Raw genomic sequence first — 12,270 nt, forward strand, 5'->3', positions numbered from 1 at the left:
CGCTGCCGCGGCGCTGGTCAAGTGGGTGTCAGCGACCGGGCCCCGGCGCCGTTGTGGTCGGCGGCGTCAGGGTGGCTGTGGACGTTGTATCGGGGGTATCAGGAATCGTTGCTGGGTCCGGCACGGTGACTGCCGGGGGAAGATCACCACTGCGGCTGGCCACCGCGGGAATCCGAATGACCGCTCCTTGTTGTCCACATTCGTTGCTATGCACAGTGACGACCATTTCGCCGACGAGGTCGCCCTGCGGTTGCGGTCGCAGTGCGAGCAACTGCGTCGTGGCCTGTGTACTCGGCGAGCCGTTGGGCCCGACGCACGGGAACTGCACCGTCTCCGGCCGCGACTTCCACTGGCCCTCGCCGAACTGCATGAGGAACGGCCTAACGGGCGGAGTCTTGGCCTGGGTGTGGTCGTTGTCGTCGAGCATCGTTGCGGCCGCGAGACATTCGGTCGGAGTGCACGAAGTGCGGAACGCCCACCAGGTGTTCACGTCCGGCGGTTGCGGCGTAGGGGTGTAGTCGTAGGTCTGCTTTGAGCGTTGGATCTCGATGCGGTATGTGCCGTCCAGTGGGACCGGCGCGGTGACCGCGACGGTGGTCGTCGGGGCGCTGGGCACAGCCGACCCACTGGTCGGCGGGCGCGCGACTTCGGTGGCGGTCGTGTTCGTCTTGCGCCCAATCACGATGCCGACCGCGAACAGGCCAGCCAATAGCAACACCGCTACCGCACCGACCAGGATCCGGCGTGGCCGGCGCCTGGTGGGGCTCGCCGGAGCCTTGGTGGCGGTGGAGAAGTTGTCCAGGCGGCGCGCCAGCACCCCGGCCGCTGACTGCAGCATCGAGCCGCGCCGTTGGGGGGTCGGGGCCGCCGGCGCCGGTGCCCGGGCGGATGGTTCTTTGCAGTCGACGGCCTCGGGCCAACCATAAGCCGGGTAGTCGACGACATACGCTTCCTCACCGGCCGCCGCGGTGACCTCAGAAGCGTCGACACCCCCCGAGCTCTGATCAGCGATCGCGACGCCGGCCTGTTCGTTCATCGCGTCGGCGAACTCGCGGCAGCTGCCGAACCGGTCCGCGGGCGCTGTGGCGAGCGCACGCGAGAGGACACCGTCGAGGCGTGCCAGGTCCGGGCGGAAGGCGGAGAGCTTCGGTGGCTGCAGCGGTCCGGTGTGCGAACGATCAACCGGCGGCGCACCGGCGAACAGGTGTATGGCGGTAAGCGCCAACGCGTACTGATCGGCACGCCCGTCAACGTCGGCCCCCGCCGACAGTTCGGGCGCCGGATAGCTGGGTTGGCTGGCAATTCCGAAGTCGGCCAACAGGATCCGTTGGTCGCCAGCACTCTGACTGGTTAGCACGACGTTGGCGGGGTTGACGTCACGATGCAGCAGGCCGCGCTGGTGGGCGTAGTCGAGAGCTCCGGCTACGGCAGTGACGATGGCGAGTACCTCACCAACCGGCAAGACCGCCGGAAACCGGTCGGCCATATGCTGCGTGGCGTCGATGCCATCGACGTAGTCCATCGCAATCCACAGCTGCCCGTCGAACTCACCGCGATCATGAACCTCCAGGATGTGCGGGTGAAATAGCCGCGCGGCAACCTCGGTCTCCCGTTGAAATCGGCGGCGAAATTCGTCGTCCGCAGCCATCGCCGGCGAAAGCACCTTCAGCGCCTGCCAGCCGGGGAATCCGGGATGTTGCACGAGGTAGACCTCACCCATCGCGGAACAACCCAGCATCCGCACGACGGTGTAGCCGGCAAAGGTCACGCCGCTGGCCAACGCCATTGGCCGATAGTAACCGCGTTCGGCACGGCCCGCGCGGCCAAAGCTAGGGCCCAAAAGTCCTGCCGCGCAAAATCACCAGATCGGGATGCTGTAGCACACCCGGACCCTGCCGCGGATCCTGGGCGTAGCACAACAGGTCGGCCGATGCCCTATCGTCCAGCCCGGGCCGGCCCAGCCAGCGTCGAGCATCCCAGCACGCCGCGCCCAACGCCTCGTGCGCGGTCATCCCAATCCTCTGCAGCGCCGCTACCTCGTCAGCGATCCGTCCGTGCTCGATCGTGCTGCCCGCATCGGTGCCCGCGTATACCGGCACCCCCGCCTCCCGCGCCGCAGCGACCCGCCCATAGCCGCGGGCATACAGGTCGCGCATGTGCGCGGCATAGGTTGGATAGCGCCCTGCCGCATCGGCAATGCCCGGAAAGTTTTCCAGGTTGATCAGCGTGGGGACCAACGCGGTGCCGTGCTCGAGCATCAAGGCGATGGTGTCGTCGGTGAGGCCGGTGCCGTGCTCGATGCAGTCGATGCCGGCGTTGATCAAGCCGGGCAGCGCGTCCTCGCTGAAAACGTGCGCGGTGACCCGGGCGCCCTGAGCGTGTGCCGTGTCGATGGCGGCTTTGAGCACGTCATCGGACCACAACGGGGCAAGATCGCCGATTTGACGGTCGATCCAGTCACCGACCAGCTTGACCCAGCCGTCACCGCGGCGGGCCTGCTCGGCTACCGCTGCCGGCAGCTGGGATTCGTCTTCGAGCTCGACCGCGAAGCCGGCGATGTAACGCTTGGGTCTGGCCAGGTGCCGTCCGGCGCGGATGATGCGGGGCAGGTCTTCGTGGTCGTCAAGGCCGCGGGTGTCGGTCGGCGAGCCGCAGTCCCGCAACAGCAGCGCGCCGACGTCACGTTCGGTCTCGGCCTGAGCGATCGCCTCGTCGAGTTCGACGTTGCCGTGTTTCCCAAGCCCGACATGGCAGTGCGCGTCGACCAGCCCGGGCAGGATCCAGCCGCCGTCAAAGACGGTGTCGGCTCCTGCCACCGGTTCGGTGCTAATGCGGCCGTCGACGATCCACAGTTGGATCGCCGTCTCGTCGGGCAGGCCCAAACCTCGCACGTGCAGGCGCACGGCGCGGCTACGGGGCCTGATGGTGTCGACCCGCTTCACCCGGCTCCGCCGCACTCGCGATCGCCACTACTTCTTGCCTGGGAACTTCAGCTTGGACAGGTCGAAGTCGGCCAGGCCGGGCGGCAGCTCGTCGAGACCTTTGGGCATCTGTGAGAGATCAGGGAGCCCCCCAGGTAGCCCAGCCAAGCCCGGCATCCCGGGCACGCCGAACGGGCTCTTGACCTTCGGCGGCGTCGGACCGCGCGTCCCCTTCTTACTCTTCTTGCCGGATTTGCCTTTTGCGCCCTTGCTCTTTCGCGTCGCGGATTTGCGCCCTATGCCCGGTATGCCCATGCCCCCGAGCATGGACGACATCATCTTGCGGGCTTCGAAGAAGCGCTCGACCAGCTGGTTGACCTCGGACACCGTGACGCCCGAGCCGTTGGCGATGCGCAGCCGCCGCGAGGCATTGATGATCTTGGGGTCTGCCCGTTCCTGCGGCGTCATGCCGCGAATGATGGCCTGGACACGATCGAGTTGTTTGTCGTCGACCTCGGCCAACGCGTCCTTCATCTGAGCCGCGCCGGGCAGCATGCCCAGCAGGTTGCCGATCGGGCCCATCTTGCGTACCGCGAGCATCTGCTCGAGGAAGTCCTCCAGGGTCAGCTCGCCGGCGCCGATCTTGGCTGCGGCCTCCTCGGCCTGTTGTGCATCGAAGACCTGCTCGGCCTGTTCGATCAGGCTCAGCACATCGCCCATGCCCAAGATGCGACTGGCCATCCGGTCCGGGTGGAAGACGTCGAAGTCCTCCAGCTTCTCCCCGGTGGAGGCGAAAAGGATTGGAACACCGGTCACTTCGCGCACCGATAACGCGGCACCACCGCGGGCGTCACCGTCGAGCTTGGTCAAGGCCACACCGGTGAACCCGACGCCCTCGCCGAACGCCGCAGCGGTGGTGACCGCGTCCTGGCCGATCATCGCGTCCAGGACGAACAGCACCTCGTCGGGGTTGATGGCGTCGCGGATGGCCGCGGCCTGGGCCATCAGCTCCTCGTCGATGCCCAGTCGTCCGGCGGTGTCGACGATGACGACGTCGAAGTGCTTGGCCCGGGCCTCGGCCAGCCCGGCCGCCGCCACCGCAACCGGGTCACCGGGGCCGGACTCCGGCGAGGCACCCGGATGCGGCGCGAACACCGGCACTCCGGCACGCTCGCCGACGACCTGCAGCTGGTTCACCGCGGCCGGCCGTTGCAGGTCACAAGCGACCAGCAGTGGCGTGTGTCCTTGTCCACGCAGGCGGGCGGCCAATTTGCCGGCCAGTGTCGTCTTCCCGGAGCCCTGCAGGCCGGCGAGCATCACGACGGTCGGCGGGGTCTTCGCAAACGCCAACTCGCGGGTTTCGCCGCCGAGGATGCTTATCAGTTCCTCGTTGACGATCTTGACGACCTGTTGAGCCGGGTTGAGGGCACTTGACACCTCGGCCCCGCGGGCGCGTTCTTTGATCCGGTGGATGAATGCCCGGACCACCGGTAGCGAAACATCGGCTTCCAGCAGCGCCAACCGAATTTCGCGGGTAGTGGCATCGATATCGGCATCGGTCAGTCGGCCCTTGCCGCGCAGCCCCTGCAGGGCGGCGGTCAAACGGTCAGACAGCGATTCAAACACGCCCGCCAGCCTAATGGTGATCGCGAGCGCCGCGCAGCGGCACCGTTATCCGTTGACTCTGCGTCCACCACGCAAAAGTGCGAGTAACCCGCCTGGTGGACGCAGAGTCAACACGATGCGACGTCGGACCTGCGCCGAAAAGCGTTGCCATGCTACATTTCACCGCCGCCACCTCACGGTTCCGGCTGGGGAGGGAGCGGGCAAATTCGGTCCGTAGCGACGGGGGGTGGGGAGTCTTGCAGCCGGTCAGCGCGACCTTCAACCCTCCGTTGCGGGGTTGGCAGCGCCGGGCGCTGGTGCAGTACCTGGGCACCCAGCCGCGGGATTTCCTCGCGGTGGCCACTCCCGGATCTGGCAAGACATCGTTCGCGCTGCGGATCGCAGCCGAACTACTCCGTTACCGCACTGTCGAGCAGGTCACCGTCGTCGTGCCCACAGAGCACCTCAAGGTGCAGTGGGCGCATGCTGCGGCAGCACACGGCCTTGCCCTGGACCCAAAGTTCGCCAACTCCAATCCGCAGACCTCACCGGAGTATCACGGCGTAATGGTCACCTACGCCCAGGTCGCTTCGCATCCTACGCTGCACCGAGTGCGTACCGAAGCGCGCAAGACGTTGGTGGTCTTCGACGAGATCCACCACGGCGGCGATGCCAAGACCTGGGGAGACGCCATCCGGGAAGCTTTCGGTGACGCCACCCGCCGCCTTGCCCTGACGGGTACACCGTTTCGCAGCGACGACAGCCCAATCCCGTTCGTCAGCTACCAGCCCGACGCGGATGGCGTGCTGCGTTCTCAGGCTGACCACACCTACGGCTATGCGGAAGCCCTCGCTGACGGTGTCGTCCGGCCGGTGGTCTTCCTCGCCTATTCGGGGCAGGCGCGCTGGCGGGACAGCGCCGGCGAGGAGTACGAGGCGCGACTGGGCGAGCCGCTGTCTGCCGAGCAGACCGCGCGGGCGTGGCGCACAGCGCTCGACCCGGAAGGCGAGTGGATGCCGGCGGTGATCACGGCGGCCGATCGACGGCTCCGACAACTGCGTGCGCACGTACCCGACGCGGGCGGCATGATCATCGCCTCGGATCGCACCACGGCCCGCGCTTATGCCCGCCTGCTCACCACGATGACGGCCGAAGAGCCCACGGTCGTGCTCTCCGACGACCCCGGATCGTCGGCGCGTATCACGGAATTTGCCCAGGGCACCAGCCGTTGGCTGGTCGCGGTCCGCATGGTCTCCGAAGGTGTCGACGTGCCCCGGCTTTCGGTCGGGGTTTACGCCACCAACGCCTCCACGCCGCTGTTCTTCGCACAGGCCATCGGTCGGTTCGTGAGGTCCCGCCGACCGGGTGAAACCGCGAGCATCTTCGTGCCGTCGGTGCCTAACCTGCTGCAGCTGGCCAGTGCGTTGGAGGTGCAGCGTAACCACGTGCTGGGCCGACCGCACCGCGAATCGGCCCACGATCCCCTCGATGGTGATCCCGCCACCAGGACGCAAACCGAGCGGGGCGGCGCGGAGCGGGGCTTCACCGCGTTGGGGGCCGATGCGGAACTCGATCAGGTCATCTTCGACGGTTCCTCGTTCGGCACCGCCACCCCAACCGGGAGCGACGAGGAGGCCGACTACCTAGGCATCCCCGGGCTGCTCGATGCCGAGCAGATGCGCGCCCTGCTGCACCGCCGCCAAGACGAGCAGCTGAGGAAACGGGCTCAGCTTCAGAAAGGGGCCACCCAGCCAGCAACGTCGGGGGCTTCGGCATCGGTGCATGGCCAACTGCGCGACCTGCGCCGCGAGCTCCACACGCTGGTGTCGATTGCGCACCACCGCACCGGCAAACCGCATGGCTGGATCCACGACGAACTGCGCCGCCGTTGTGGCGGGCCTCCGATCGCCGCTGCCACCCGCGCTCAGATCAAGGCACGCATCGATGCGTTGCGACAGCTCAACTCCGAGCGGTCATGAGCGTGCGATCCTAATCGCCGACGGGTTCGTCGACCACAACGTCGACGCTGGCGCCCAACACCTCCAGCAGGTGTTGCTCGACCGCGGCTCTCGCGTCCAACTCCGCGGGGACCGTCACACAGAACACATCGGCCGCGGTCGATCCGAACGTATTGACCTTCGCCCAGACAATGCCGGCTCCCGCGCCCTCCAGCGCCCCGGCCAGCAACGCGAGCAAACCCGCCCGATCCATGGCCCGAACTTCGAGGATCAGCTTGCCCGGCGCGGCGGTGTCGAGCCACAGGATGCGGGGCGGAGCGGCCGTACGAGTCACGGGCACCCCGGCCTGCACGTCCCCGGCCCGAGCGGATACCAAGCTGGCGGCATCGCTGTCCCGCTTCTGCAGCGTGCCCAGCACGTCGACGTCGCCGTTGAGGGCACCGACAAACTGCTGACGCACCAACTCCGCCGCGGGCGGGGACCCAAACAGTGGTGACACCACAAACTCGGTTATCGCGACACCCTGGTGGACGTTGACCGACGCCGAATGTACGCGCAGCGAGTTCAGCGCCAGCACCGCGGCGGCTTTCGACACCAGTCCCCGCTCGTCCGGCGCCACTATTACGGCGTCGATGCGTTCACCGTCGCGCGGACTAATCTCCACATGCACCCCGTGGTCGGCCGCCAGCGAAAGATAATGGGGTGCAGTCGGTTCGGCTTGAGGCAGCGACTCTCCGGCCATCACCATCCGGCAGCGACGCACCAGGTCATCGACCAGTGACGCCTTCCAATCGCTCCACACCCCGGGGCCGGTGGCCTTCGAGTCCGCCTCCGACAGGGCGTGCAAAACTTCGAGCAGTTGCGGATCCCCACCCAGCGCCTCGGACACCGCCTCGATGGTTTTGGGGTCGTTTAAGTCACGTCGGGTTGCCGTAATCGGCAGCAGCAGGTGGTGGCGGACCAGCTTGGAGAGCGTCCGCACGTCCGGCGGCGACAACCCCAGCCTGGTGCAAACCGGGATTACCAATTCGGCCCCGAGCACACTGTGATCGGTGCCCCGTCCCTTGCCGATGTCGTGCAGCAGCGCGCCAAGCGCAAGCAGGTCGGGACGTGCCACCCGGGTGGCCAGTGGCGCCGCATGCACCGCGGTCTCGACCACGTGTCGGTCAACCGTCCACTTGTGGGCGACGTCGCGCGGCGGAAGGTCGCGAATGGGCTCCCATTCCGGCAACAACCGGCCCCAGAGCCCGGTTCGGTCGAGCGCTTCGATGGTAGCCACCGTGGTGGGGCCGGCGGAGAGCACAACTAGTAAGTCGTCCAATGCCTCTTGCGGCCAGGGAGTCGGCAGATCCGGGACGCTGGCGGCCAACCGGCTCAGGGTGGCGGCGCCAATGGGCAATCCGGTGTCGGCCGACGCGGCGGCCACTCGGAGTACCAGGCCGGGATCGTGCTCGGGTTCGGCGTCGCGGGCGAGCACGATTTCGCCGGCATACTCGACGACACCCTCGTCGAGCGGTCGCCGCTTTGGCCGCCGCACCAAGGCCGAGATGCCGCGCCGCGGCAATGCATTCGCCGCAGTCCGCAGCCCCGCTTCGGCGTGGTAACCGATGGTGCGGCCAGCACTCGACAGTGTGCGCGCCAAATCGAATCGGTCACCGAAACCCAACGCGGCGCTGATCTCGTCGGCGAACTGGGCCAGCAGGTGGTCGCGTCCGCGGCCCGACACCCGGTGCAGTTCGGTGCGCACATCCAGCAAGGTGCGATACGCACCGTCCAGCGAACCCGCCGGCAGGTCCGTGTGGCCGATACCGTGCCGGTCGATGAGCTGGGCGAGAGCCAGCGCGTCTAGCAACTGGACGTCCCGAAGGCCGCCGCGACCCAATTTGAGATCGGGCTCTGCGCGCTGCGCGATCCGGCCACAGCGCCGCCAACGCGCATATGTCATTTCGACGAGTTCGCCCATGCGGGAACGAATTCCGTTGCGCCACTGGCGTCGCACGCCGTCGATCAACGCGAACGAGAGCTGCTGATCGCCGGCGATGTGGCGGGCTTCCAGCATGCCTAGAGCGGCCATCAGATCGGAATTGGCGATGGTCAATGCCTCACTAACCGTTCGCACACTGTGATCGAGCCGAATGTTGGCATCCCACAACGGATACCACAACCTGTCGGCGACGGGCCGCAAGATGTCAGCAGGCTTGCCATCGTGCAACAGCAACACGTCCAGGTCCGAATACGGCAGCAGCTCGCGGCGGCCGAGCCCGCCGACCCCGACGATTGCAAAACCACTGGCATCGGCGATCCCGATCTCGTCGGCCTTGTCGATCAGCCAAGACTCATGCAGATCCAGCCACGTCTGCCGCAGCCCGACCGGATCCAGCTCGCGATGGTTGCCGGACAGCAGCTCGCGTCGGGCGACAGCTAAATCGCTTGCGGCACAAGGACTTTCTGCCTCCATCTCCCTCGCTAGCGCTAATTGGTGCGGCCGGGTTGGTTCAGCACAGTGCGGCTAGTTTCATAACGCATCGTGTCCGCGTTCACCGGTGCGCACCCGCACGATGGTGTCTACCGGACTCACCCACACCTTGCCGTCGCCGATCTTGCCGGTGCGCGCCGCCCGGACAATGCTGTCCACGACCTTGTCGACAATGGAATCGTCAACAACGACCTCGATCCGAACCTTCGGTACGAAATCCACCGAGTATTCGGCCCCGCGGTAAACCTCCGTGTGGCCCTTCTGCCGTCCGTATCCCTGGATTTCGCTGACCGTCATCCCCAGCACTCCCGCGTCCTCGAGGCTCGTCTTGACGTCGTCGAGCGTGAACGGCTTCACGATCGCAGTGATCAGCTTCATTTCGGCTCCGCCTCCACTTTCTGGCCTATACGCTCCTGAATGCCGTTGCGGCTATCCTCCACGGTGACCCGCGGGGGGAGAACCGAGCCGCTGGCGACGGCGAAATCGTAGCCGCTTTCCGCGTGCTCAGCCTCGTCGATGCCGGTGCTCTCTTGCTCCGCGTCAAGCCTGAGCCCGATGGTGAATTTCAGGATCAATGCCAAGATCAGGGTGATGATTCCAGAGTAGACGAGAACACTGCAGGCACCGAGCGCCTGTCGTTCCAGCTGGGCGAAGCCTCCGCCGTAAAACAACCCCTTCGATACCCCGGCCACACCATTAATTGCCGGAGCCTCCGGAGCTGCCAGCAGACCCACCAGCAGTGTGCCCACCAGACCACCAACCAGGTGCACCCCGACCACGTCGAGCGAATCATCGAAGCCCAGTTTGAATTTCAGCCCCACCGCCAGCGCGCACAGCACCCCGGCCGACACGCCTACCGCCAAGGCACCCAGGACATTAACCGACGAGCAGGACGGCGTGATGGCGACCAGTCCGGCGACGATGCCCGACGCCGCGCCCAGCGTCGTAGCCTTGCCATCTCGGACGCGCTCCGTGAGCAGCCAGCCAAGCATGGCCGCGGCCGTCGCAATCGTGGTGGTGACAAACGTCGCCCCGGCAACACCGTTGGCGGTCGTCGCCGATCCTGCGTTGAACCCGTACCAGCCGAACCACAGCAGGGCGGCCCCGAGCATCACAAACGGCAGATTGTGCGGTCGAAACAGCGTCGCCGGCCAACCGCGTCTTTTGCCCAGCACGATCGCCAGCATCAAGGCCGCCACACCGGCGTTGATATGAACCGCGGTGCCGCCGGCGAAGTCGATGGCGTGCAGCTTGTTGGCGATCCAGCCGCCGTGCTCAGCGGCGAAACCGTCAAATGCGAAGACCCAGTGTGCGACCGGGAAATAGACGAACGTCGCCCACAAACCGGCGAACAACAGCCAGGCGCCGAACTTCAACCGGTCGGCCACCGCCCCGGAGATCAGCGCAACCGTGATGATCGCGAACATCAGCTGGAATGCCACAAACACGGTCGCCGGCAGGGTACCCGCCAGCGGAATATTCACCGCGGCGGTCTGCGTGCTCGGATCGGCAGCAACAGCATTGACGCCGATGAGACCTTTGAGACCCCAGTATTGGCTCGGGTTGCCGGCGATGTTGCCAACGTCATCACCGAACGCAATCGAGTAGCCGTAAAGCGCCCAGAGCACCGTCACGACACCCATCGCGCTGATGCTCATCATGATCATGTTCAGGACGCTCTTGGAACGCACCATGCCGCCGTAGAAAAATGCCAGACCCGGCGTCATCAACAGCACGAGCGCGGAACTCACCAGCATCCAGGCGGTGTCGCCGCCATCCGGAACGCCCATGATGGGGAATTGGTCCACTCGCTATCACCTCCAGTCGAGCGTTGGCACGGCCCCAGCCTTACGACTGACGACCTGATCCAGAACCATGCGCACTAGTTGTTGCGGCGATGGTGCCGCCATGTTTCATCAGGATTAACGTAAAACTTGCTGTGAAAGAGCTTTCCGTGGCGATCGCAAGCGCGGCGCAGCCGCGCGCAGCGGGTCGCCACCTCGGCTAGCCGAGCAGGGCGTCGACGAATGCGGCGGGTTCGAAAGGCGCCAGGTCATCGGGGCCTTCACCAAGCCCGACCAGCTTCACCGGCACCCCAAGTTCCTGTTGAACGCGGAACACAATGCCGCCCTTGGCCGTTCCGTCCAGTTTGGTGAGCACCGCGCCGCTGATGTCGACGACCTCGGCGAACACTCTGGCCTGCGCCAACCCGTTCTGTCCGATCGTGGCATCGAGCACCAGCAACACCTCGTCAACGGACGCTCGCCGAGTCACCACGCGCTTGACCTTGTCCAGCTCGTCCATCAGGCCAACCTTGGTGTGCAGCCGCCCGGCTGTATCGATGAGCACGACGTCTGCGCCGGCGGCGATGCCCTTGTCGACGGCGTCGAACGCCACCGATGCCGGGTCGGCGCCTTCGGGCCCGCGAACCACCGCTGCGCCAACCCGCGCCGCCCAGGTCTGTAGCTGATCGGCGGCGGCCGCACGGAAGGTGTCAGCCGCACCGAGTACGACCCCTCGGCCGTCGGCCACTAGTACCCGCGCCAACTTGCCGACCGTGGTGGTTTTTCCGGTGCCGTTGACGCCGACGACCAGCAACACCGAAGGATGGCCGGCGTGCGGTAGCGCGCGGATCGAGCGGTCCATGCCAGGTTGCAGTTCGTTGATCAGGACGTCACGCAATACCGCCCGGGCGTCGGCCTCGGTACGCACGTTGCCGCTGGCCAGGCGGCTGCGCAGCTGCGACACCACCGACGCGGTGGCCGCCGGTCCCAGGTCGGCGACCAGCAGGGTGTCCTCGACGTCTTGCCAGGAGTCCTCGTCCAGGTCGCCGCCGCCGATCAGTCCCAACAGGCCGCGCCCGAGGGCATTCTGCGATCTGGCGAGCCGTCCGCGCAGTCGTTCCAATCGACCTTCGGGCGGCGCGATGGCGTCAGCCTCGGGGACCTCTGGAGCCTGGGGTTCTGGCTCAAACTCGGGAAGGTGTACGTCGGCGATCGTGCGCTTGGGCGCGTCGCGAGGGACGGTCGCATCGTCGCCCACGGCGGGCAGTCCGCTCGTATCGATCCGCTCGGCCGGCTGGGTCGTCGGCGTCTGACTAAACGTGATGCCAGACGATGCGGTGTAACCGCCTGAGCGGTCGACAACGCCGCGCTCGGGCCGAGGCGACAGACTGATGCGCCGCCGACGGTAGAGCACCAGCCCCAGGGTCAGCGCAGCGATGACGACCAGGGCGGCGATGACCGCCGTGGCGATCCACAAACCTTCCCACACGCTGACAATCCTTCCAGGGGTCGCTTGCCCCGATGCT

At 66.5% G+C, this 12,270-nt stretch carries 8 protein-coding genes; 1 reads left to right on the plus strand and 7 read right to left on the minus strand.

The genetic code is table 11. The annotated features are described in order from the left end of the window. Window positions 1-28 precede the first annotated feature (28 nt). The 3 genes from pknI to ffh are packed head-to-tail and all read right to left on the minus strand — an operon-like array spanning window position 29 to window position 4,547. Window positions 29-1,786 carry a serine/threonine protein kinase PknI gene (pknI, locus tag MCAN_RS15430; RefSeq protein ID WP_003900593.1) on the minus strand — a complete coding sequence of 586 codons (1,758 nt, stop codon included), beginning with the start codon at window positions 1,784-1,786 and terminating at the stop codon, window positions 29-31. Between the two features lie 43 nt (window positions 1,787-1,829). After that, on the minus strand, window positions 1,830-2,942 hold the full coding sequence (locus tag MCAN_RS15435) for a metal-dependent hydrolase family protein (RefSeq protein WP_003899537.1): 1,113 nt from the start codon (window positions 2,940-2,942) through the stop codon (window positions 1,830-1,832). Window positions 2,943-2,969: 27 nt separating this feature from the next. Next, window positions 2,970-4,547 (minus strand): signal recognition particle protein, encoded by a 1,578-nt coding sequence (gene ffh / locus MCAN_RS15440; protein ID WP_003414748.1) that lies wholly within the window; start codon window positions 4,545-4,547, stop codon window positions 2,970-2,972. A gap of 149 nt (window positions 4,548-4,696) precedes the next feature. Here ffh and MCAN_RS15445 point away from each other — a divergent pair, with 149 nt between their 5' ends. After that, window positions 4,697-6,505, plus strand: coding sequence for a DEAD/DEAH box helicase (locus MCAN_RS15445; protein ID WP_230864487.1), 1,809 nt, complete (start codon window positions 4,697-4,699; stop codon window positions 6,503-6,505). A gap of 10 nt (window positions 6,506-6,515) precedes the next feature. Here the strand turns inward: MCAN_RS15445 and MCAN_RS15450 are convergent, their stop codons facing one another. The 4 genes from MCAN_RS15450 to ftsY form a co-directional block, all read right to left on the minus strand. Beyond that, window positions 6,516-8,942, minus strand: a complete 2,427-nt coding sequence (locus MCAN_RS15450; protein ID WP_014001486.1) for a [protein-PII] uridylyltransferase — start codon at window positions 8,940-8,942, stop codon at window positions 6,516-6,518. Between the two features lie 57 nt (window positions 8,943-8,999). Further along, window positions 9,000-9,338 carry a nitrogen regulatory protein P-II gene (glnB, locus tag MCAN_RS15455; protein WP_003414756.1) on the minus strand — a complete coding sequence of 113 codons (339 nt, stop codon included), beginning with the start codon at window positions 9,336-9,338 and terminating at the stop codon, window positions 9,000-9,002. Next, window positions 9,335-10,768, minus strand: coding sequence for an ammonium transporter (locus MCAN_RS15460; protein WP_003899540.1), 1,434 nt, complete (start codon window positions 10,766-10,768; stop codon window positions 9,335-9,337). The genes glnB and MCAN_RS15460 overlap by 4 nt, the downstream gene beginning before the upstream one ends. A 196-nt stretch (window positions 10,769-10,964) precedes the next feature. Beyond that, window positions 10,965-12,233, minus strand: a complete 1,269-nt coding sequence (gene ftsY, locus MCAN_RS15465; RefSeq protein WP_014001487.1) for a signal recognition particle-docking protein FtsY — start codon at window positions 12,231-12,233, stop codon at window positions 10,965-10,967. Window positions 12,234-12,270: the final 37 nt, after the last annotated feature.

The organism is Mycobacterium canetti CIPT 140010059 (assembly GCF_000253375.1).
GTDB classification, from domain to species: Bacteria; Actinomycetota; Actinomycetes; order Mycobacteriales; family Mycobacteriaceae; genus Mycobacterium; species Mycobacterium tuberculosis.

What these genes read in the sequence shown, in the direction of transcription:
- pknI (WP_003900593.1), bottom strand. Translation starts at nt 1,786, where the DNA reads ATGGCGTTGGCCAGCGGCGTGACCTTTGCCGGCTACACCGTCGTGCGG.
- MCAN_RS15445 (WP_230864487.1), top strand. Translation starts at nt 4,697, where the DNA reads ATGCTACATTTCACCGCCGCCACCTCACGGTTCCGGCTGGGGAGGGAG.
- MCAN_RS15450 (WP_014001486.1), bottom strand. Translation starts at nt 8,942, where the DNA reads ATGGAGGCAGAAAGTCCTTGTGCCGCAAGCGATTTAGCTGTCGCCCGA.
- glnB (WP_003414756.1), bottom strand. Translation starts at nt 9,338, where the DNA reads ATGAAGCTGATCACTGCGATCGTGAAGCCGTTCACGCTCGACGACGTC.